Raw genomic sequence first — 23,091 nt, forward strand, 5'->3', positions numbered from 1 at the left:
GTTAACTCCATCCATGTAATTCGCGAACCTTAATAAGGGTTGCCAAAATATCGTTCCAAGTCTGCTGTTTTAGCATCACATCATTATCAAACATGCAACCATCCCAACAAATATGTTTAACCGCTTTTGTCAATTCGTCATTTCCGTCTCTTAACCAGAAGCCGGCATCCTTAGCAACATCTAATTTACCGTTTGGATCCGTAGCCAAACAATGACGCCCTGTTTTATCATGTGAACCGGTACCATGTACCGTTCCATCATTCTGAGCCACATGAAAATCTATGGTCCATGGTCTTAAAGCATCCGTAACGGTTTTAAGACCCGCTTCTAACGTTTTTCTGTCCGACCAATCAAAATCCTGGGGCAGAATCCTATCTTCTGGCGCGTTATAGCCCAATAGATACAATAAGGTATGAGACATATCTGCTTGAAAACCAATATTGGGTCTATCTACAGCTTCTAAAGTTTCTACCATAGCCTTCCAGCTATGCATTCCCGCCCAGCAAATCTCACCTTCTGCAGCTAATTTCTCATCATAATCCGCAGCAACATCACATGCCTCACGAAAAGTTTTAGCAATCAATTTGGTATTGTTTACTGGATCCTTGGCCCAGTCTTCTGGACTAGAGGCAGAATCTATTCTAATAACACCATATTGTCTTACACCGTGCTCCCTGAAAATTTTTCCAAAATGACACGCACGTTGCACCATAGCTACAAATGTCTTACGGTCCTCATCCGAACCCAAGGTAGGTCCGCCCCAAATAGGTGCGACCAATGTGCCAATATTCAGATTGCGACCAGCAACCTTATCCGCAAGTCTTTTAATGTCATCATCAGAACTATGAATATCAACATGTGGATCAAATAACCCAATATCTATTCCATCAAACTTAATACCGTTAACTTCTGCATTTGCAGTCATATCAAGCATTTGATCAAACGAAATAGGCGGTTCCGAATCTGGTCCTTTACCAACAATACCGGGCCATGAGGCATTGTGGAGTTTTGGAAAAGTGTTGTCTTTCATACTTCTGTTCTTTTAAATTATACGTATTTACTTCTTTAATTTAGCGCAATTTTAAACGTAAAAAATACACTTGCTCTAAAATACGGTTTATTTATAATTTAAGGTCAGGATTTTTTGGTCCAAAATGTTTTAACATTACAATAGGATCGGTTTTACTATGGTTTACGATGGTAACACCTTCTTTTGCTGCTTTTTCAGTTACAAAATATTCATCATGTGTTAATTGTCCGTATCTAATAAGTGATGGGGTCTCTATATCCCAAACACCCATCTTACCATGGCCTTGCATCATAATCATTCCATAACAAGCACTATCCTTAATGGTGACTGTTTGCCCTGGCAGAACCGTCAATTCTTTGGCACTAAAAGCATCGGAACGGTAACAAATCCATTTATCAACATAACCCTCTGCCTCCATTTCCTCCAAAGGTTTCACAGGAATAGGCCTCATAAAACGGGTTTCCAACATGTTGGGGTCCGTATTCAATTCCCAATCTATTACTTCCATAAGCTGGTCAAAATCTCCTTTCCTATCCTCTGGAGTTCCGTTCCACAACAGTTCTTCCGGAATAATAGCTTCATTAACCAAAGATTGGTACATAGCAAACACATCGGATGCTTTTTGCGGTTCGTAGGTACACATACTACCTGGAGCGTGAAGCATTCCCGGCGGCACATCCCAACCCGTTCCTGGTTCCAATCTAAAGGCCGATGAAAAGTTTGTAATCTTGTTATCTCCTTTGGTAAAGTTCTTTAGACATTCTTTTATCTCCTCTTTGGTCGTACCGGGAGTTATCCCGAAGAAAGTGTACGGAAAATCGCCTCCATGGTTATTTACCTGAGGTGGAAAATAATATGCTTCCGGTTTTCCCTTTTGACCAATTTTGGCCGCATGCTCATCATTATGGTGAATGTGATGTGGCAACGGCCCCATATTATCAAAAAACTTGGAATACATAGGCCAACTTTGGTACTCGTTCCACAGACGGTCTCCAATAATCTCACCTTTTAATTCATCAATAACATCTTTTAAGAGAATCTGCACTTCTTTGCCATCTTCTTCAAAAACAACCGGACTTAAACCTTCGTTCTCTCCGGTTAACGGTCCATTTTCCGCAGGTGTCGTTGAAGAAAACCAACGTTCATCTATACCTCCACGCTCCCCTCCCAAAACGTAATAATCATCTGGGTGCAATTTTATCCTTCTACCTGGAACACAAAAAGAACGCGGTACCCATGTTGGTGCCAAACGTAAAATTCCCTGTCCCTGCTCCAAAGCCTTTCTAGCCGATGAATTTGCCATAGTATTCAATATTAATTTTATAAAAAAGAGGTTATAAATGATTCTATTTTTTCCGGTGATAACACTTCCAATTCCAGTGAGTAGCTTCTACTTTCATTGGGTTCCAACAAAATAAGTGTACTATCTTCGCGTGCTTTTCTTTGCCCTACCGGCGGATTTGTTGCCGGCTCTAAGGCCGTAACATATTCATTTTTGCCCCAATGTTGCCAATTGATCAACCAGGGTAATTGTTTTTTAGGAAAACGAAGTGACACGGCCAAATTGAGCTTTTTATTATAAATTCCGCAGTGGCAACTTCCTTCAGTATCCGCTTCTGCATCAATGAAAGCAACATCCTCACCTGTTCCGGAATGCGCCTCTAAGGGCTCTGGGCATTTTCTAAAGTTCACTTCGTCCTTAAACATTTTGCGTTCAGAGTCCGGTGTTGGCGATTCCCAGTTGCCTTTCCAAAGTAAATCCGTGCCTTCATCTACTAAAGGCCACCCAAAATTTACATGGTACAAGAGCATATGTGGCGCCGTTTGGTTCCCGCGATTAAGGACCTCATCATGAACGTGAATTTTAGCTTGCCCCAATTTCCCTGAAATAGTCCGCTTTAATTCCAACACGGGTCCAAAAACCTGAGCTTCCCGAACAATACCGGTGATACTCATTTCCATTTTCCCCGCAATTGGGTCCGGCTGAACAATAGAAATAATTTCTGCAGGCGTATTACTTATAAGGCCATGAAGTCCTCTTACCCCATGTTCATCCTCCTCTGGTCCACCCACATGCGATAGTCCGCAAGTGGTTAAAAGTCCGCCGCCAAAATTCCGTATCCAGCCCATTCCCTTATCCGAAAATCGTTCGGGAGGAACTACTCCGGTTTTGCTCAACCAAGCCAAACTATATTCTTTATAAAAGGCATCCGAAATATCCATCCCACGATCAATAATAACCTTGTACCTTAGTCCCGTTCCTGTATTGACCCATGCAATGCGTGTTCCTCTCCCTAAACCATTATCAAGGACAGAAGTCTCAATACCACCAACCTGAGCGGTATTCCCAATCTTGTCTTTACCTTTATATATAATTTTTTCCGTGAGCATTGCGAATATAATTCTGACTTACCAAATCTCTTATTCCTTAGTAAAAATTTCGTTTTCGGCATCACCACCAGAAATGAGGTACGCCAATAAGTCTTTGACCTCATCATCACTCAAACGATTGATCGTACCTGGCGGCATCAATGAAACCGATGACATTTTAGTACCCAATACCTCCTCTTTGGGAATAGTCCTAAGAACATCAGGCGCATACGGATTCTGAGATACCGTATAGTTTTTCCCTTCCTCACCAATTAATCTACCCACAATTGAGTTTCCATCCTTAAGCATAAAAACCGTGGTGTTGTACTGATCTGAAATTACATCACTGGGGTCAATAATAGCTTTAAGAATATCTTCGGCAGAAAACCGAGTACCGATTTGAGATAACTCCGGGCCTATATTCTCTCCTTCGCCACGCATACTATGACACGTAACACAATTGGTTGCCAAAAACATGTTCCTACCGGTTTCAAAATTTCTGTTCTGCAAACCATCGGCCAATAAGGGTGTTATATCCTTTTCTTCCCATCTCTTACCAGGCCCTTTGGGCTGCACCGCACTGGAAACCAACTCGTTTCCGGATTTACTCAGCAATGAATCTCCTGACATTTGATTGTAGAATTCCTTTTTATTCGCAGCCACGTGGGTCAATGCTTTCTTCCTTGCCTTATCTATAAAACCAATATAGCTACGCCCTGCTTTAAATGAAAAAGCTTTATAAAACCATTTGAAATATTTCTCCCTTAACTCCGGCGTCCAACCTACTGTGGCATCCTGTAATACCAGACCATAATATGTATGCTGTGCCAAAGGCATATTTTTTAGGGTTTCGGCGATGTCCATTCCATACTGCGGATTTCGTAAAATCAAATCTGCCGCATCCGTGGCCGTATTAGCCATTACCGAAGCATTTTCTCCTTCTTCGGATTCTAATAAGGCAAGTGTTTTTGAAATCACCGAAGCGTCATCTACAAATACCAATGTTTTGCTTAACAATTGATTTAACACATCCGTATCTGCTGGATAATGGGTTGAAAGATATCCGCTGATTTTTCTTTTAATATCTGCATTAGGTTTCCCAAAACGCGCTAAAGTAAGCTCTATGGCACGAACCAAATCTACTTGGTTTTGCTCAGAAAGACTTGCATAATCAATATGTACCAAAGAATTCAATAGTTGATCACGCTGACTTTTATCTCCCTGTCTAGCCAAAGCAACGGCTGCATGAATCTTTCTAACCGCATTAGTTTCCGCATAAACTTTTTCCTGCCAAGTGCTTACAGGTTGATGTTCTACAGCAATACGGGCAGCATATTGAATAAAACGGTCTTTACTATTTAAATATGGCCAAGCAAAATCTAAAGCCCCATCCTTAGGAGCTCCGTGATAAGTCTCCAATTTTTTACGGATTTCGTTTTCCTTAGTAGGCTCCAAATTCGCAGCGGCCCCTGTTAGTTCATCTGGATTGTTATAATAAACACGATACAGGTCTGATTCTAACCTACGTCCTCCGGTCATAAAGTACATGGCTCCGTCCGGGCCAATAACCCCATCCGTTAACGGAAGTGGAATTCCAGATAAAAATTCCTCTTTTTCACCAATATAAGATGCACCATTAGCTTTCATTTCAATGGCATAAATAATCCCGAAACTCCAATCAAAAGCAAATACGCTATGTTGATATTTTTCAGGAAACTTAGCTCCATTTCCATGCATTACATTAGTAGGTGACCCTTGACCTATATTAAGTACAGGAGGTACATTGTCAGGATACGCAGCAGACCATTTGCCATTTCCCGTTCGCCATCCAAATTCCGCTCCGCTTGTAACATGGCAAATTCGGGTGGGGCGATACCATGGCATTCCCAAATCCCATTCCATATCCGAGTCATAAACGAACATATCTCCCAATTCATTGAACGCCAAATCAAACGGATTTCTGAAACCTGAAGCCACAAGCTCCCATCGTTTTCCCTCAGGGTCAAGATTTGCCACCCAACCTCCGGGAGCCCCACGGTCATTGGCATGCCCACGAGGGTCTTTAATTTGAGGAAACAAATTGTCATCCTGCCAGTTGTTAGGAAGACGATATCCTTCCATCTCCGGTAGATCTGTATGGTTACCAGCTATAACGTATAGCGACTCCCCATCTGGAGAAAGAACTATACTGTGAGGGCCATGCTCTCCTGCCCCGTCCAAAGCCTTTAAAAGTGTAATTTTATCGTATTGATCATCATTATCCGTATCCTGTAAACGATAAAGGCCACTAGTCTTTTCAAAATCATCACTACCCCTATGGTTTACCATTACATAAAGGCTATTGAAAGCGTACAATAACCCTTGGGCATAACCCATTTGTATTATGGAATCTGCTACTTTCGCTTCCGTTTGAATTTTAAGCTTTTCTATTTTTGGTGTAAGATTGTCCGCTCCTATTGGTGCAACTTCCATTCTGTACAAAGCACCGTATTGATCTGAAGTAATTAATCTTCCCTTATTATCAAAAGTCATGGCCACCCAAGACCCCATATTATTATCTCCAGGACTATATAAATGTTCTGCATCAAAACCTGGCTGTAATTTTAGCTTTGCTATTTTAGGGTTATCGGACTGAACCGTTTCATTTTCATTTTTTTTGTCGGACGTACAGGAAGTTGCTAAAATCAAAACACTACAAAGGAGAAGATTAAGCTTATTAATCCTTAAAAAATTTATAATCATTTTAAGTTTTGTTTAAATAGAATATAGGTTCATTAAAGAACCGATAACTCTATTGAGTTGGGTTGGTGTTTTAAAAACATGGCTATAACTTTACGGTTATTTTTATGTTTCTAAGTCCCTAAAACTAATGAAGCATTTTTTCTTTACTATCCTGTAGTGTACTGCCCAATTTTGCGCTACAAATGTAAAATTGAATTTATAAAACTGAGTGTCATTGAAATAGGTGGGGAAATTCCAAACCAGAGGATAAATATGATTTTATTTTTTCAAGTCTTTCCAATCTACAAGAGTAATATTCCTCTCATCCAAAATTGACCTACACTCTTGGCTTGTAAAATAGTCAAAATCGATTTGCCTCCATTCAGAACCAAAATTTGGATGGTTAATAGTTACAGCTTTCATTTCTGCATCATCAAAGGCAGGGTGAATTAATATAAGATTAACGCCATCAACCAGGTTATCAAAAATACTTCTGTAATATTCCTTTAATTTTCCTTCTTTAAAATATCCAAAATTTCCATAATGTGTTTTGTCAATTACCAAGTCTTCTTCACCTAGGTTCTGGCTGTAATCCAACCCAACCATTTCCATAAGTTCCCTATTCAACAGAACAGGTATATTATATACCCTCCCTAGGTCTTTATAAACTTCAAATAAGTCTGCTCTAGCCCCAAGACTATACATATGTGAATCAATATGACTTGGATTAATACCAAACTTCAACCCTCTCTCTATTTGAGCTATAAGTTCCTTTTTGACTTCGGACACCACAGCATGTTCCCTTAGTAAATCTCGATTTCTATAAAAATAACCGTTCTCATCTACCAAACTTGAAACTTCCGAGACTGGCAAAACGGGCCCAAATTTATATTTTTCCCATTCACAAGTTAGAGTAAGATGAATTCCATAATCGTAAAATGGATTTTCTCTAGCAAATTCCGTCATCTCATAAAACCAAGGACAATTGACCATAATGCTACATGAGTTAACCATGCCCTTTTTGAGAGCCTCCATTGTTGCTCTATTTTCGGACTGACATAGACCAGCATCATCGGCATGAATAATAAGTTTTTTGCTCTTTTTCATAATTAACAATACTAAAGAATAGGGAATTAAATTGAATTGGGAGTTTCCAGTAACTAAGCAGGAATTTAAGAAAAGAATATCAGCTAACATTTATCATATCGAATTGATAAAATTAACCTAACACACCTACACTATTCTACCATTAAAATTAATATTTTATAATATTTGAGGTAATTTTGTATATTTATGAAAATTTATACTCATTAAAAAAATGAATTCTTGAAAATTACGCCTCAAAATTCGTTTTATTATGGGTATCCCTGACGAAAGAAATAGACTATGAAGCTGACGTACAAACAAACCGAAAAACGACCCGAAAATTCCTTTTTAGCTCGGCAAGACCGCTTACCATGTATAGAACAGAACTGGCATTTTCATAAGGAACTAGAACTTATATACTTTATAAAAAGTAGCGGCACACGTTATGTAGGTAATTCTATTGGAAGCTTCTCTCCGGGAGAACTGTATCTCATTGGCAGCAATATTCCCCACCTGTTCCGCAACCATAAGGAGTATTATAACGACCAACAGGAAACCGAAGCGGTTAACCTGATCGTAATAAAATTTGAACCTAACTTTTTGGGAAGCGAGTTTTTAGACCTTACCGAATCCAAGCGGTTAAAAAATCTTTTTCAACAAGCAGAAAGAGGTATAAAATTTTCCGAATCCGCCACCTATATGGTTCACAACCTTATCCTAGGCTTGGTCGGGGACCAAGGTCTTTCTAGCATTGTGGGGCTTCTAAAAGTTCTTGATACACTATCTATAAGTGAAAATTATGATTTGCTCTGCTCAGAAGTAATAGCCAACACTTACAACAGCAATGAAAAGGACAGAATGCGTAAAATCATAAATTTCTTGACCGAAAATTTTGAAAAGAAAATAGAGTTGGAACAAATTGCCTCTATAGCACACATGACGCCAAATGCATTCTGTAGATACTTCAAAAAGAAAACTAGAAAATCCTTTACACAATATTTGAATGAAATACGCCTTAGAAACGCTTGTAAGTTGTTGATTGAGGGAGAAATGCAAATCTCAACCGTTTGTTATCAGTCAGGTTTTAATACGCTCACCAATTTCAATAGACAGTTTAAAGCTTTAATGAACATTACCCCAACCGAGTATATGCAAAAGTATAACGAGAAAAAAGAAGTTGTATAAACTCTTATATATCTAAAAAAGCACAAGTGGGGTTACAATAGTGCCTATAATGGTTAATGTACGCATTTTCACGATGGTATATTTCTGCTATTTTTGTTTGGATAGCCTGTGGCCTACCTAACTTAAAAATGACCTTGTGACCAGCCTAATATTTTTACTCCTTTGCATTGTTCTGCTCATTGTTGCGGTAACTGTATTTAAAGTACACCCTATTCCCGCCTTACTTATTTCAGGGTTGATTCTAGGGTTAACAACAGGGAGCTCTGTAGAGTTGGTAACAGAGAGCTTATTAAGCGGTTTTGGAAATACTCTAAAATGGATAGGACTCATTATTCTATTTGGCACGTTACTGGGTGAAATTCTAGCGCAAACCGGTGGTGCAGATGTCATAGCCAATACCATTATTAATTTATTCGGTACCAAGTACCTTCCTTTAAGTATGGCCGTAATTGGCTTTTTGATAGGAATTCCGGTTTTTATGGATGTGGCCTATCTGACCTTGCTCCCCACCATATTCGCCCTCTCAAAAAAATCAGGCCATTCAGTACTTACCTTAGGACTTTCATTGGCCATTAGTCTTACCGTAGCCCATGCCTTGATTCCACCTACCCCAGGACCTCTTGCAGTAGCTGCCATTCTTGAAATTAATATTGGGGATATGATTCCCATTAATATTGTGGTAGCTCTAGCTGCGATAGCCGGTGGATTATTATGGATAAAATTGAACAAGAAAAATCTTGCCCTGAAACTACCGGACACGAATACGGGCGAAGCATCACAAACCAAAGAACTAACGGGGTTCAAAAAAGTGTTGCCTTTTGCAGCCTTATTAGTGCCATTGTTCCTTATGTCCATAGGCACTATTTTCCCTTCGGAAAACGGATTCATTGCATTTATAAAAAACCCTGTATGGGCACTTCTCATAGGCCTACTTTTTGCATTACCTTTACTTCCTAAAGAGAATTTTTCTACCCGTTTAAATTCATTTTTTACAACTTCGGGAGAAAAATCAGCCATCGTTATTCTTATCACAGGTACTGGGGGTGCTTTTGGACAGGTAATCAAAGACACAGAAATAGTAGGTTCTATGTTTTCCAATGCGGGAGATATTGCTGCAATGGGCATAGTTATACCTTTTCTATTGAGTTTCCTTTTTACGACTGTTACGGGATCAATTACAGTTTCGCTTATCACTACGGCATCTATTGTTGCACCACTGGTTTCCAACGGCACATTGCACCCTACCTTTACCGCCGCGGCTATTGGAGCCGGTTCTCTTGGTATTATTCACGTGAACAGTAGTTTCTTTTGGCTATTTAAAGAAGTACACGAAGTGTCTGTTTCTCGACTGCTAAAATCATTTAGTCTACTATCCGGTGTAGTCGCATTAAGTGGCGGACTTTTAGTATTGGCATTATATTACTTTACACAAATTTAATACAATCACCACTAGGATAAAATAATGTTACACTAGGGTAAAATCCGAGAATCCATCTCCTTTATATTGGATTTTCTTTGTGTCTCATGAAGGTTTAGAACACGATTGCCCCTTCTCATATATTCATCTATAAAATAAAAACAACTCATATGGATACCTATCTACTGGCTATCATTTTAATACTATTTGCAAGCTTTTTTCAAGGAACTTTTGGTCTTGGTATGAAGCATATTGCACCATTAAAATGGGAGGCCTGGTGGTTAGTTCACGCATTTACGGCCATGATTGCATTCCCTATTATCTGGGCCTTGATCGTTATGCCCAACCTATTTGAAATCATTTCCCAAGCAGACAGTCAAACACTGTTCGTAGCTGCGTTTTACGGTTTTCTGTGGGGTATTGGGGGTATTCTCTTTGGGGTTAGTGTGGAAAAAACCGGTATTTCCATTACCTATGGCATTGTTATGGGTCTTGCGGCATCGGTAGGTTCCATTATTCCTCTTTTTCAGATTGATGGGGCCTTTGACCAACCTTCCTTTCCTATCATAATGTTAGGGGTAGCCTTGTTACTGGTAGGAGTTGCTATTACTGCAGTGGCCGGTGTACAAAGAGATAAATTGCACAATAATTCAACCACAAGTACTAAATCCATAAAAATTGGGGTACTGATTGCCGTTGCATCTGGTGTTTTATCCGCTTTTTTAAACGTTGGCTTTTCCAATGCAGCACCAGTTGCAGCTATAGCCGTAAACGATTACGGTGTAGGAACCCAAAATGCAAGTTTGGCTTCTTGGGTGGTTGTTTTACTGGGAGCGTTCGTTATGAACGGAGGGTACGCCATATATCTTTTTATCAAAAATAAATCATGGGGTGCTTATAAAGTCCCCAATAAAGGGAAAGCCTTAAAATGGGCTATTGCAGCCGGTATTTTCTGGTTTGCAGCCTTGGGTGTTTATGGTCAAGGAGCAGCGCTAATGGGAAATCTAGGCCCCGTTGTGGGATGGCCTATACTGTTAGGGCTGGCTTTGATTATTAGTAATATTTGGGGCTTTAGAGAAGGGGAATGGAAGAATGCGAACAAGCCTTTTAAAATTTTACTAACGGGACTTGCCGTTCTTATCATTGCCATTTGTATTTTAGGATACGCCAATTATTAAGCCAACCATTTTTTTAAAACTATAAGCAATTTTATTATGAAAATCCAAAAGATTGAGCCTTTTGTAATTACATACAAACTAGATACCCCCTTCTATTTTTCGCAATGGCAGTATGATACTAGAAAAATATGTATCGTAAAAATAACTTTGGATGATGGCACTTACGGATGGGGAGAAGGATACGGGCCTGCGGAGGTCATTAAATCCGGAATTGACTTTTTCACACCCTTTCTTCTAGGAAAAGACGCATTGGAACATGAAATCCTATGGCAAGAAATGTATAGGCGCTCTATGGATTATGCAAGAAGTGGTGCTTTCCAAGCTGCCATTAGCGCTATTGACGTTGCACTATGGGATATAAAAGGAAAGTTGCTCAACCAACCTGTATCCGTTTTACTGGGAGGCATCAAAAACCCTATTATTGAGCCCTATGCCACCGGACTTTACTTTACACGTTGCGAAAACCTTGAAGAACTTTTAGTAGAAGAGGCTCTATTTTACAAAGCCCAAGGGTTTAAAGCTACCAAGATGAAGGTTGGACTAGGTATTCAACAAGACCTAAAATACATTGCGGCCATACGCAAGGCCATAGGACCAAGTATGCGACTAATGATAGATTCCAACCACGCATATTCCTATAAAGAAGCCATTGAATTGGCCAGAAAGGCCGAAAAGTATGATATCTCTTGGTTTGAAGAACCGGTATCTCCCGAAGATTATGACGGTTACCGCAGATTAAGAGAAAACACAACTATACCTATTTCAGGCGGTGAATGTGAATATTTGAAATTTGGTTTTAAACGACTTTTTGAAAATGACTGTGTAGATATAGCCCAACCGGATATTTGCGCTACAGGAGGGTTAACCGAAGCCAAGCGAATAACAACGTTAGCACAAGCCTATAATAAAGATGTAGTTCCGCATACTTGGGGAACATGGATCGCTATAAGCGCCGCTATTCATTTAGTAGCCAACCTAGACAAGAATCCAGGCAGAATGTACAATGACCTTCCTACTATGGAATTGGATAGAACGGAAAATGCACTCCGCGACGAGGTTACCCTTCATAACGTAAAACTAGAAAACGGACATTTAGAAGTACCCAGAGCACCAGGTTTGGGCGTAGATGTTGACATGGACAAATTAGAATACTATTTAGATAAAGAAATACATAAAGATGGAGCAGTTAAAATTCGGTCATAAGAAATTATATATTGATGGTGAACTTGTTGAAGCCTCAAACCATAAGACTTTTGAGGTAATCTGTCCTGCGGATGAAAAGCCTACAGCTACTATTGCATGGGCCAGTCTGGAAGACACCAAAAGAGCATTGGAATCTGCACAATCAGGTTTCGAGAGTTGGTCAAAACTCCCCATACAAGAACGCTTAAATTGGATCGATAAGCTTAGGAACAAAATAATTGAAAATAGCGACTTGCTACGCGAAAGCATTATGCACGAAATGGGAAAAACTTGGGAAGGTTCGGAAGAAGATCTTACCAGTATTACCAATTCGTTACAGTACTATTCCCAAGAAATACTGAAGCGTAATGACCTTCCTATTGAAGATAAAGAAGGTACTCACGAACATCATTTTGTATCACAACCTTTGGGAGTCGCAGTTGCCTTTCTTGCCTATAACTTCCCACTTTTGAATTTAGGTTTTAAACTAGGTCCTGCACTAGCTGCTGGTTCAAGTATAATTCTAAAGCCCTCGGAATTTTCTCCTTTATCAGCTTATATTATTGGAGAGCTATGCGCCGAAATTAATTTTCCAAAAGGTGTTATAAACGTTATTTGTGGTGATTTGCAGGATGTTGGTATTCCGCTTTGCGAAAGTAAAATACCTAGATTGATAACTATGATCGGTTCTACGGAAACTGCTCAGAAGCTTATCGCACAAAGTGCAAAAACTTCTATAAAAAGATACAGCATGGAATGTGGCGGAAACGCTCCTTTTATTGTGTGTAAAGATGCTGATCTAGAATTGGCCGTTAATATTGGAACCGCTCTTAAAGTTGGCAACTCCGGCCAAATCTGTGTAGCTCCCAACCGCTTTTTTGTTCATGAATCTCTTATAGAGGAGTTTACCGCTGGTATGGTTGCAAAGTTTAAAACTACTAAACTTGGTTTTGGGAGAGAAAACAAACCGGACATGGGTCCTTTAGCCAATAAACAGTCCATTATAAACGTAAAGGGAATCGTAGAAACAGCCATTGCCCAAGGTGGTAAATTGGTATATGGCGGCAATGCGCTTGAGGGTCCTGGTTATTATTTTGAACCAACGGCAATCACATTTGATTCTAATGATGTAGAAATCCTTCAACATGAAGTTTTTGGTCCTGTAGCACTAATTGTTCCATTTAAAACAAAAGAAGAAGTTATTGTACTGGCCAATAATACAGATGCAGGTCTAGCTTCTTATGTGTTTTCCAAGGACAATGAAACCCTTCAATTCTTTGCCAACGCCCTAGAGTTTGGAGAAGTACAGCTTAACGGGGTAAAATATGACATATACTTACCGCATGGTGGTGTCAAAAACAGTGGTATTGGAGTGGATTGCTCTACTTTTGCGCTAGATGATTATCTTGCCAAAAAAAGAGTAACCAAAGCTTTACAACACTAATGAAATTACCCGAAAAGTTTATTAGCTGCGATTGGGGAACAACCAATTTTCGGCTGCGTTTAATTGAAACCACAACGCTCAAAATCCTGTCGGAACACACGACGGATATGGGCATAAAAAAATGTTTTAGTGAATTCAAGGATCAGTCCCATTTATCTCAAAATCAGTTCTTTGAAGCATACCTAAAAGAACAGATTAAAAATTTAGATGGCACAATCAGTAATGATTATGTCATAGTAGCTTCCGGAATGCTCTCGTCCTCTATTGGCATGCATGAATTGGAATACGCCAATATGCCCTTAGCTTTTAATGGTAAGGACTTGATTAGCAAATACATTCCTTTTGATGATATGCCCGACCTATTATTAGTTTCTGGAGCTAAAACCAACGCAGATGTTATGCGGGGCGAAGAAGTTCAGGCAATTGGACTGTCTGCAGAGCTCTCTAAGTATGACAAAGGTGTTCTGTTATTGCCGGGCACGCATTGCAAGCATATTGCTTTTGAAGCAAATGTTTTTAAAGATTTTACCACGTTTATGACGGGTGAACTTTTTGACACCATTAGCAAGCACACTATTTTATCTGCTTCTTTAAGCCCAGCCCCTTGGAATGAATCTTTTAAAGATATGTTCTTAAAAGGAGTGGAAAAAGGATTGGCAGATCAGCAAATGCAATCTTTGTTCTCGATTAGGGCAAATACCCTGATTAACCAAGTTTCTGGTGAGCAAAATTTTTATTTTTTATCCGGCCTAATGATCGGTGGCGAACTAGCCGGTTTAAAGAATAAAAAAGGAACGATTTTTCTAGCAGCAAGCGGTATCTACAATATACTGTATAAACTGGCATTGGAATCGTTTTTACCAGCAGAACGGATTGTTTGCTTTGAAGAGCAAACTTTGGAACAAGCATTATTAACAGGACAACAACAAATATTACAGACGTATGCATAATAAAATATTTTCATGGGATAAATACAATCAAAACCCTATAGTAGGTATCCTTAGAGGTCTTAACACAGAGGAAGTACTTAAACTTATTCCCTCTTATATAAAAAGTGGTTTCTATACTATTGAAATTACCATGAACTCTCCTGAAGTTGCCCGGACCATTTCAACTTTGGCAAAAAAATATCCAGAACTTAATGTAGGTGCCGGTACGGTATGTACCATGCAAGATTTGACCAAAGCTTTGGAGGCCGGTTCTCAATTTATTGTAACTCCTATCATTGATGAAGAGGTAATAAAGCATTGTGTAGCCAATAAAATTCCAATTTTCCCAGGTGCGTATACCCCAAGCGAAATTTACAAAGCATGGTCATTAGGTGCATCTGCGGTAAAAGTTTTTCCGGCAACGCAACTGGGCATTCAATACATTAAAGATGTTTTGGCCCCATTAAACGAGATAAAATTGTTGCCCACGGGAGGCGTTTCCGTAGATAACATTAAATCGTTTTTTCAAGCAGGAGCCGTTGGCGCCGGTATGGCAAGTTCTCTTTTTGACAAAAAAATGCTTCGCGAAGGAAATTACGAAGGTCTTGAAGAGCATTTCGCTAAGATGAAAAACGAAATCAAAGAATTTGTAAAACAATAATTTTTAAGCAAGTGGTAACAAGCTACCCATGCACATATTCGACTAAATCAATTCTTCCAAAAATGAAAAACAATAAAAAAAGAATACAACAAACTATTCTACTTTTAGCAATTACCTGTTTACCTGTATTTAGCGCCTTTGCAATGAATACACAGGGTTCAGACCCCATTGTTTTGGAAAATGAAAAGTTGAACGTTACGGTAGACTCAAAGACCGGCTGTTTTTCGGTTACCGAAAAGACTTCGGGCCACATTTGGAAATCGGACCCGTGGGAAAATGCTGCGGGTCTGTTAACCTTAACTGACTCTAAAGGAAAAAAACATACGATCAACATTTCCAAGAGCAAGAAAATTGAAGTTTCAAAAGCTTCCGATAATACCGTATCGCTTAAATTCATAGACCCTATTCTTGAAGATGGCTCCACGGCAACCGGGGTATCTATCGCCACAGAAATAAAGTTGGATGCAAAAACAGCCCAACTAGATGTAGAGGTTCTAGAGCATAATTCCGGTAATTTTAAACTATTGGACTTGCGTTACCCTGCACGGGCTTTTAGCTTAAAAACGGACGAGGATAAGGGCGCAGCTGTAATCCCACAAAAGCAGGGAGTTATCTGTCCCTCATATATTTTTCCCATGAACGGGGGTCGGTTTTGCAAATGGGACGATGCCACTTACAACAATAAATCACAAGGTTTTTTAGAGTTGTTCAACAACGGCACCGGACTTACCATGCCTTGGTGGGGTACGTATAATGAAAAATCTGCCGTAATGGGTATTGTAGATGAATCTGCCAGACCCCTCATGCAATACAATATCAATAATAACGGACAATACCTTTTTAAAGGAGAAATGTCTACATACCAACGTATTGTTTTTCTTGACCCTATCTGGAAATTGAACGAGGAAAAAGGTAAGATGCGTATGAGCTACCATTTTATTCCGGGTGGCGATTACGTAGATATGGCCAAAGAATATCAGAAGGAAGCTAAGGCCCGTGGGCACTTTGTTTCCTTAAAAGATAAATTAAAAAGAAATCCCAATGTAGATAAGTTACCGGGAGCAATATATTTTGGAATTTACGGAGGTTACCCACATTATGTAAACATGCCAGGTATGGCCTTTACTTTTGATGAGTTAAAAAATACGATCCAGACTATTCATGACGATTTAAAAGTAAATGAAGCTTTTGTGCATGCTTGGGGAACCTTTTCCAACTTTGTTCCACACAACCACCCAATAAGCGAAGCTCTGGGCGGTCCTAAAAAATTGAAGGCCGCAGTAGATTTAGCAAAATCTTATGGGTACTTGTACTCATCATACCACGCCTACTCACCAATGCTGGAGAACGACCCTAACTTTACAACGGACCTTATGCAGCGTGATGCCGAAGGAAAATTGATGAATACCGGAAGTCGTTGGGCACGTGTAGACCCAAAATTTCAAAAAGGACTGGCACAAGAAAATATTGAAAACGAAATCTCATATTTAGGCCTAGAGGCCGATATTACGGATATTACTTTTGCCGCTTATCGCGAAAACGGTAAGGAAAGCCGTATTGAGCTGGCCAAATACATTGACAGCTTTAATCTAGTAAACGGAACCGAGCATGGTCAAGAACAGTGGATTCCTTACTTTGATATGTTTGAAGGAATGACCTATTTGGAAGACCGCCCACTTTCGGTCATCTCCCACCCTGCTCCGCTTTTCAATTTGGTATATCATGAAGCTATAGCCAATTTTGGAAAAATTCAAGACCCGGACAATGAGGTTACCGCTAATGGCGATTTTAGAATCAAAGCCTTAAGAAGTATGCTATTTGGCCGAGGCACCACCATATTCTTTGCACCTTACGAATTTGAAGGCATGCGCCCAATGATAGAAATGGCCAGAGATTTGGTAAGCCCTGTTCATAAGGAAACGTTCTATTCGGAATTAAAAAGCCACGAATACCTAAGTGCCGATTATAAAGTACAGAGAAGTCGCTTTTCCAGTGGCACCGAAGTAATTGCCAACTTAGGCCCGGTAGCCCAAAAGATAGAAGATGGTACTTCCATTCCTGGATACGGTTATAGAATAAAGATGAAAGATGGCAGTGTTAAGACCGGTCACTTTCAGGTGAGCCTACATATGGACTAAAAAGTGTTTTTAAAAACGGAAATAAAATGGTAACAGATATGGAAAATGGTACAATAACATTAAAACAGACCAAATTGAACACCGTTTTATTCCCGTTTTTGTTGGTTACACTACTTTTTAGCAACACTTTTTTACGGGCTCAAGATCGCCCAAACGTTCTCATTATGCTTACCGATGACCAAGGCTATGGCGATCTTGGCGCTCATGGCAACCCTTATTTAAAAACACCAAACATTGAGAAAATAGGTGAACAAGGTCTTGAAATGACCCATTTCTTCTCCTACCCAAATTGTTCCGCCACTAGAGCTGCAATTTTAACGGGCCGCTATCCTTACCGGACTGGAGTTACAGGAGTTACGCAAGTGGATCACTTTATGAATACTTCCGAGGAAACACTAGCCGAGATTTTAGTTGAAAATGGTTATCGCACGGGTATTTTCGGAAAATGGCATCTGGGAGACAATGCTCCCATGCGTCCTACTGACCAAGGGTTTCAAGAAGCTTTGGTTCATAAAGGCGGCGGAATAGGGCAAGCTGCAGGACCTGCAGGAAACACCTATTTTGACCCCATTCTTGAGCATAACAATGAGCCTAAAAAGTATAAAGGGTATTGCGATGATATTTTTACCGATGCCGCTCTGGATTTTATGAGCGCGAGAAGTGATAAGCCATTTTTTACGTATCTAGCTACCAATCTCCCTCATTTTCCGCTAGAAGTACCGGATGAAAAAGCGGAACCTTATAGAAAATTGGGGCTTCATGAAGACAATGCCAAAACTTACGGCATGATAGATAATATTGACGCCAACGTAGGCAGGGTCCTAAAACAATTAAAACAGTTGGGCATTGAAGATAATACAATAGTTATTTTCCTCTCGGATAACGGGCCAAGGAACAGACGTACCAAAAACGACGTTTACCCAGGAAGATGGGTTTCAAATTTACGAGGAACCAAAACAAGTGTATACGAATGTGGCACACGTGTACCTTTCTTTGTTAGGTGGCCAAAAAACATCAAAAAGGCACAACAGAACAGCACAATGGGTGCGGTAATAGATGTATTGCCCACAATCCTGGACGTTTGCAATATTGACGCCCCCCAAAGTATTAAATTAGACGGCACATCATTACTTCCGCTATGGAAAGGTGAGAAAACCAACTTTGGCGACAGGGAATTCATCACCCAAATGCATTACGGGCCAACCGTGTTCAAGTACATGCATTTTGCCGTTCGTACCCAAAAATATAAACTGGTAAGTCCACATGATGACCCACACCACATCCTGTATCAACCTAAGGACGAAGAATTAAAAAAAGTTCTGGCAAACCTAGAATTATACGATGTAGAAAATGACCCAAGTGAGCGTATCAATCTAGCCAATAACCATCCAGATATTGTAGAAAAACTTCTAGCCCGTTATGAAAATTGGTTTGACGAGGTTACCGAAGAAAGAGACTCCAAAGGCATTCAACGTATTTATCTTGGCAGCTCAATGCAGCGCTCAACCAACCTGTCCCAGTTTGATTGGGGCGGCCCTAGGGTAATCTCAAAAAATGACCTAGGCCACTGGCGCGTAAAAACAGAAGCCGGCACATACAACGTAAGCTTAGACCTTCCAAAACTTGATAAAGATGGAATTGCACACTTAAAATACAAAGACGTGCATATAGAGCTTCCTGTGAGCAAGAACCAAGCAAAGGTCTCTTTCTCAAATGTTACACTTCCTGAGGGAACAGGAAACTTTCATGCCTTTATCAAAACCGAAAGACTTGCTAAAGGCCCATTGTTCGTGGATGTTGAGCGGGTTGACTAACCTTTAAAGAGCTTCGCTGCTTCTTCATACACAATATTGCATTATACTCAAGTACCATATTTTAATCAGTTTATTTACAAATAAGGTTAAAATAGTGCTGCAAGCGGATAAAATCTACAAATCTACTTCTAGCCTATTACCTTTTATTTGTATGCTACGCTGCGCTACAGTTTTGTCCATATAGTTACGAATTACTATAAAAATAACGATCAGCGTTCCATTTAAACCATCTGATTATGAAAAAAATAACCCTCTCCATTTGCGTCGTTTTGTACCTGCTTTCTTGCAAGCAAACCGGGCCAGACAAAAACCTTGGCTCAGAAACCATAGAAACTAGAGACTATGCTGCCAACCTTGATACAGGAAAAGGTATTATAAATAATACCAACAGTCCACATGTTCAATTAAAAAGTATTGATATAGGCGATTGTAGATGGACCGAAGGCTTTTGGGCCGATAAATGGAAAGTTGCAGAAGAAACGATGATTCCGCACATGGGTGAAATCCTTAAAGGCGATATAGGTCACGGTTATAATAACTTTAAAATAGCAGCGGGACTTAAAGAAGGTGAACACAAAGGTTTCTGGTGGCATGATGGCGATTTTTATAAATGGATGGAAGCCAAAATGTACATCTACGGTGTAAATAAAGACGAAAAAATTGTTGAAGAATTAGATGAAATCATAGATGTCATTGCGCAAGCGCAACAAGCAGATGGTTACCTCTCTACTCCAGCAATTATTAGAGATGACATAGACCCCTTCACCAACAGAAGGTATCACGAACTATACAATAGTGGACATTTACTTACCAGTGCCTGTGTTCATTACCGCTTAACGGGTAAGACCAACTTTCTGGACATTGCGGTAAAGCATGCCGATTATCTGTACAAATTATTCTCTCCAAAACCAGATCACTTAAAACGTTTTGGCTTTAACCAGACACAGATTATGGGCTTGGTAGAATTGTACCGTACTACCAAAGACAAACGCTACTTAGAGTTGGCCGAGCAATTCATAAATATGCGAGGTACTTATAAAATTGAAGATGATGAGACCACAAAAGGGTATCCTATTGGAGATATGGTACAAGAACGTGTTCCTCTTCGTAAAGAAACCGAGGCTGTAGGTCATGCCGTACTAGCGCTTTATTTCTATGCCGGAGCTGCCGATGTATATGCCGAAACAGGAGAAAAAGCATTAATAGATGCATTGGAGCGGCTGTGGGACAATGTTACCAACAAAAAAATGTACATCACGGGAGCCATTGGCCAAACGCATTATGGGCGTTCTTCCCGTCTAGATAAAATTGAAGAAGGTTTTATTGATGAGTATATGATGCCTAACATGACTGCCTATAACGAAACTTGTGCCAACATTTGTAACTCTATGTTCAATTACCGTATGCTTACCCTTACCGGTGATGCTAAGCACGGCGATATTATGGAACTTGTGTTGCATAATAGCGGACTATCAGGCATTAGTTTGGACGGAAAGAATTATTACTACTCCAATCCTCTTCGGAAAATTGAAGGTGCGCTAGACTATGAAAAAATGAACGTTGAGTTTCCCGAAAGACAACCTTATCTTAAATGTTTTTGTTGTCCTCCAAACTTAGTACGTACCATTGCAAAATCTCCGGGATGGGCCTATAGCAAATCCCAAAACGGAATTGCGGTTAACTTATACGGAGGAAACGAATTGAACACGACCCTATTGGATGGTTCAACAATAAAACTTACGCAAAAGACAGATTACCCTTGGGACGGTGCCGTAAAGATTACAGTTGATGAATGTAAAGCCGATGCTTTTGATGTCCTCCTTCGTATACCTAGCTGGGCAAAAGGAACCCAAATTAAGGTAAATGGAACAAAAGTAGCCGATGCCGCTCCGGGTACATTCGCCAAAATTGAAAGAAAATGGACTGCTGGTGACGAAATTACCATTGATATGCCCATGGAGACCAAGTTCATAGAAGGTCACCCTCGCATTGAAGAAGTTCGAAACCAAGTAGCTCTAAAAAGAGGCCCGGTTGTGTACTGTATAGAATCAGCAGATTTACCCGAAAAAACAGATATCACCAATGTTTATCTTTCGTCCGATAAAAAACTGAATCCTACTTCCAGACCGGATTTCTTGGGAGGTGTTACCACTTTGGAAGGTGAAATTTTAATTAGAAAAGACAAACCCGGTGAAATGTACCAAGAAGTAAGCTCTCCTAAATTTCAATCTTTTAAAACCAATTTTATACCTTACTATGCTTGGAGCAATAGAGGTCAAGGAGAGATGACGGTTTTCCTTCCTGTAATCTGGAATTAGCATCTATAATGGCTCATAACATCTTAACTTAAACTTTTCTTATGGGTTCTTATAAAAGGAATGCTTTTACGTACGCAACTATAGTAGCTATGGGCGGTTTTGTCTTTGGGTTGGACGCCGCTTTAATATCCGGAACTATAAAATTTATTACACAGGAATTCTCGCTTACCGATCTAGAATTGGGATCGGTAGTGGGAGCCCCCGCAATGGGAGTGCTATTGGCACTCGTTTTTGTGGGTTATGCCTGTAACAAATATGGCCGGAGAACCACTTTAATGATTGCCGCTGCCCTCTACCTTGGTTCGGCAGTAGCTTCTGCATTGGCATCCACATACGCATCACTATTAGTAGCCCGTTTTATGGGCGGTTTGGCTTTTAGTTCTATTTCTTTGGCATCTATGTACATTGGTGAAATAGCCCCTCCAAAATGGCGTGGAAAATTGGTATCTATGACGCAAATAAATATTGTTGTAGGTCTTTCCGCTGCTTACTTTATCAATTACCTCATCTTGGGTTGGGCAAACTCGGAAGCTCCATGGGTACAAGAATGGGGATTGGATACAAATACATGGCGTTGGATGCTGGGCACAGAGGTTATTTTTGCCCTGTTATGGTTCATACTTTTGTTTTTTGTTCCTAAAAGTCCAGCTTGGTTATTGTACAAAGGACGTGAACCGGAAGCCATAAGAACACTACAAAAAGTAACCCCGGAAAATGAAATTCAAGCCAAAATAACACAGATGCACTCCAGTCTTGAGAGTAGTAACCAAGACCGCTCCGTAGGCACTCAGATTAAAGAAATTTTTGGTAAACCAATGCGGGTTACCATGATTATTGCAATGACCATTGCCATTGCCCAGCAAGCCACCGGAATAAATGCCATTCTTTTTTATGCCCCTACCGTATTTGAACAATTGGGAATAGGTACGGATGCAGCTTTTGCCCAAGCCATCTATATTGGACTTACCAGTATCGTATTTACAGTTTTAGGGCTGCTCTTGGTAGATAGAATAGGCCGTAGACCAATGATTATTTGGGGCATGCTTTGGATTGTGTTAAGTCTTGGGGTTTGTTTCTACGGATTCAAAACCGCCAACTACACTATTACGGAAAGTGCTATTTCAGATATGTCTTCCATACCTAATGCAGATAGGTTAAACCCATTAATAGACATACCTTATGATAGTGACATAAGCTTTAAAGCGGCACTCATAGAAACATTGGGAGAAACGGATGCCAGAGACTACTCGGGCCTATTGTTGCAAAAAGCGGCAGATATAAATGCCCTTCTTATTTTATTGGGTATTCTAAGTTTTATAGGAGCCTTCCATTTTTCCGTAGGTCCGGTGATGTGGGTGTTATTTTCTGAAATTTTCCCTATTTCCTTAAGAGGTATAGCCATCCCATTTTTCACCTTGATTACCAGTTTTGTAAGTTATTTGGTGCAGAAATTTTTCCCATGGCAATTAGCTACCATGGGCATAAGCTCTACCCTATTATTCTATGCCATTGTAGTAAGCATTGGCTTGGTCATTCTTTATATCTATTTAAAGGAGACCAAAAACATGACTATAGAAGAAGTACAATTAGCACTGGCCACCAGACGAAAAAAATAAAC

16 protein-coding genes are annotated in these 23,091 nt (G+C 39.9%); 11 read left to right on the top strand and 5 right to left on the bottom strand.

Annotation, left to right across the window (positions count from 1 at the left end; genetic code table 11):
• Position 1: 1 nt before the first annotated feature.
• From KO513_RS19320 to KO513_RS19340, 5 genes are all read right to left on the bottom strand, one after another.
• The gene (locus KO513_RS19320) at positions 2 to 1,030 is read right to left on the bottom strand and encodes a sugar phosphate isomerase/epimerase family protein (protein ID WP_215914792.1); all 1,029 of its coding nucleotides are present in this window, start codon (positions 1,028 to 1,030) and stop codon (positions 2 to 4) included.
• Positions 1,031 to 1,121: 91 nt separating this feature from the next.
• The gene (locus KO513_RS19325; protein ID WP_215914793.1) at positions 1,122 to 2,333 is read right to left on the bottom strand and encodes a class I mannose-6-phosphate isomerase; all 1,212 of its coding nucleotides are present in this window, start codon (positions 2,331 to 2,333) and stop codon (positions 1,122 to 1,124) included.
• 17 nt (positions 2,334 to 2,350) lie between these two features.
• Positions 2,351 to 3,421 carry an aldose 1-epimerase family protein gene (locus tag KO513_RS19330; RefSeq protein WP_215914794.1) on the bottom strand — a complete coding sequence of 357 codons (1,071 nt, stop codon included), beginning with the start codon at positions 3,419 to 3,421 and terminating at the stop codon, positions 2,351 to 2,353.
• A gap of 30 nt (positions 3,422 to 3,451) precedes the next feature.
• Complete coding sequence (locus KO513_RS19335; RefSeq protein ID WP_215441656.1) at positions 3,452 to 6,142, bottom strand: c-type cytochrome; 2,691 nt, start codon at positions 6,140 to 6,142, stop codon at positions 3,452 to 3,454.
• 258 nt (positions 6,143 to 6,400) lie between these two features.
• A complete protein-coding gene (locus KO513_RS19340; protein ID WP_215914795.1) occupies positions 6,401 to 7,228 on the bottom strand; it encodes a polysaccharide deacetylase family protein in 828 nt (275 codons plus the stop codon).
• 279 nt (positions 7,229 to 7,507) lie between these two features.
• On the opposite strand from KO513_RS19340, the gene KO513_RS19345 reads away from it, so the two are divergent.
• The 11 genes from KO513_RS19345 (at position 7,508) to KO513_RS19395 (ending at position 23,089) form a co-directional block, all read left to right on the top strand.
• Positions 7,508 to 8,392, top strand: coding sequence for an AraC family transcriptional regulator (locus KO513_RS19345; protein ID WP_215914796.1), 885 nt, complete (start codon positions 7,508 to 7,510; stop codon positions 8,390 to 8,392).
• 136 nt (positions 8,393 to 8,528) lie between these two features.
• Entirely contained in the window at positions 8,529 to 9,830 is a 1,302-nt protein-coding gene (locus KO513_RS19350) for a GntP family permease (RefSeq protein ID WP_215914797.1), read from the top strand.
• 149 nt (positions 9,831 to 9,979) lie between these two features.
• Positions 9,980 to 10,987 (top strand): L-rhamnose/proton symporter RhaT, encoded by a 1,008-nt coding sequence (locus tag KO513_RS19355; RefSeq protein WP_215914798.1) that lies wholly within the window; start codon positions 9,980 to 9,982, stop codon positions 10,985 to 10,987.
• Between the two features lie 36 nt (positions 10,988 to 11,023).
• The gene (locus KO513_RS19360; protein ID WP_215914799.1) at positions 11,024 to 12,190 is read left to right on the top strand and encodes a mandelate racemase/muconate lactonizing enzyme family protein; all 1,167 of its coding nucleotides are present in this window, start codon (positions 11,024 to 11,026) and stop codon (positions 12,188 to 12,190) included.
• Positions 12,165 to 13,613 (top strand): aldehyde dehydrogenase family protein, encoded by a 1,449-nt coding sequence (locus tag KO513_RS19365; RefSeq protein ID WP_215914800.1) that lies wholly within the window; start codon positions 12,165 to 12,167, stop codon positions 13,611 to 13,613. Before KO513_RS19360 ends, KO513_RS19365 begins: the two co-directional genes overlap by 26 nt.
• Positions 13,613 to 14,563: a 2-dehydro-3-deoxygalactonokinase gene (locus tag KO513_RS19370; protein WP_215914801.1), complete on the top strand. Its 951-nt coding sequence runs from the start codon at positions 13,613 to 13,615 to the stop codon at positions 14,561 to 14,563. The genes KO513_RS19365 and KO513_RS19370 overlap by 1 nt, the downstream gene beginning before the upstream one ends.
• A complete protein-coding gene (locus KO513_RS19375) occupies positions 14,556 to 15,203 on the top strand; it encodes a bifunctional 4-hydroxy-2-oxoglutarate aldolase/2-dehydro-3-deoxy-phosphogluconate aldolase (RefSeq protein WP_215914802.1) in 648 nt (215 codons plus the stop codon). Before KO513_RS19370 ends, KO513_RS19375 begins: the two co-directional genes overlap by 8 nt.
• Positions 15,204 to 15,265: 62 nt before the next feature.
• Positions 15,266 to 17,341 (top strand): DUF5696 domain-containing protein, encoded by a 2,076-nt coding sequence (locus KO513_RS19380; protein WP_215914803.1) that lies wholly within the window; start codon positions 15,266 to 15,268, stop codon positions 17,339 to 17,341.
• Positions 17,342 to 17,367: 26 nt separating this feature from the next.
• A complete protein-coding gene (locus KO513_RS19385) occupies positions 17,368 to 19,155 on the top strand; it encodes an arylsulfatase (RefSeq protein WP_252735982.1) in 1,788 nt (595 codons plus the stop codon).
• Between the two features lie 236 nt (positions 19,156 to 19,391).
• Positions 19,392 to 21,473 (top strand): glycoside hydrolase family 127 protein, encoded by a 2,082-nt coding sequence (locus tag KO513_RS19390; protein ID WP_215914804.1) that lies wholly within the window; start codon positions 19,392 to 19,394, stop codon positions 21,471 to 21,473.
• A 41-nt stretch (positions 21,474 to 21,514) separates the two neighbouring features.
• Positions 21,515 to 23,089, top strand: a complete 1,575-nt coding sequence (locus KO513_RS19395) for an MFS transporter (RefSeq protein WP_215914805.1) — start codon at positions 21,515 to 21,517, stop codon at positions 23,087 to 23,089.
• Positions 23,090 to 23,091 lie beyond the last annotated feature (2 nt).

The sequence above is a fragment of the Zobellia sp. B3R18 genome, from assembly GCF_018860715.1.
In the GTDB taxonomy this organism is placed as follows: domain Bacteria; phylum Bacteroidota; class Bacteroidia; order Flavobacteriales; family Flavobacteriaceae; genus Zobellia; species Zobellia russellii.

Bases quoted from the DNA above. Each gene is read 5' to 3' on its own strand.
- KO513_RS19320 (WP_215914792.1), bottom strand. From the start codon at position 1,030: ATGAAAGACAACACTTTTCCAAAACTCCACAATGCCTCATGGCCCGGT.
- KO513_RS19325 (WP_215914793.1), bottom strand. From the start codon at position 2,333: ATGGCAAATTCATCGGCTAGAAAGGCTTTGGAGCAGGGACAGGGAATT.
- KO513_RS19330 (WP_215914794.1), bottom strand. From the start codon at position 3,421: ATGCTCACGGAAAAAATTATATATAAAGGTAAAGACAAGATTGGGAAT.
- KO513_RS19335 (WP_215441656.1), bottom strand. From the start codon at position 6,142: ATGATTATAAATTTTTTAAGGATTAATAAGCTTAATCTTCTCCTTTGT.
- KO513_RS19340 (WP_215914795.1), bottom strand. From the start codon at position 7,228: ATGAAAAAGAGCAAAAAACTTATTATTCATGCCGATGATGCTGGTCTA.
- KO513_RS19345 (WP_215914796.1), top strand. From the start codon at position 7,508: ATGAAGCTGACGTACAAACAAACCGAAAAACGACCCGAAAATTCCTTT.
- KO513_RS19355 (WP_215914798.1), top strand. From the start codon at position 9,980: ATGGATACCTATCTACTGGCTATCATTTTAATACTATTTGCAAGCTTT.
- KO513_RS19360 (WP_215914799.1), top strand. From the start codon at position 11,024: ATGAAAATCCAAAAGATTGAGCCTTTTGTAATTACATACAAACTAGAT.
- KO513_RS19365 (WP_215914800.1), top strand. From the start codon at position 12,165: ATGGAGCAGTTAAAATTCGGTCATAAGAAATTATATATTGATGGTGAA.
- KO513_RS19370 (WP_215914801.1), top strand. From the start codon at position 13,613: ATGAAATTACCCGAAAAGTTTATTAGCTGCGATTGGGGAACAACCAAT.
- KO513_RS19375 (WP_215914802.1), top strand. From the start codon at position 14,556: ATGCATAATAAAATATTTTCATGGGATAAATACAATCAAAACCCTATA.
- KO513_RS19380 (WP_215914803.1), top strand. From the start codon at position 15,266: ATGAAAAACAATAAAAAAAGAATACAACAAACTATTCTACTTTTAGCA.
- KO513_RS19385 (WP_252735982.1), top strand. From the start codon at position 17,368: ATGGTAACAGATATGGAAAATGGTACAATAACATTAAAACAGACCAAA.
- KO513_RS19390 (WP_215914804.1), top strand. From the start codon at position 19,392: ATGAAAAAAATAACCCTCTCCATTTGCGTCGTTTTGTACCTGCTTTCT.
- KO513_RS19395 (WP_215914805.1), top strand. From the start codon at position 21,515: ATGGGTTCTTATAAAAGGAATGCTTTTACGTACGCAACTATAGTAGCT.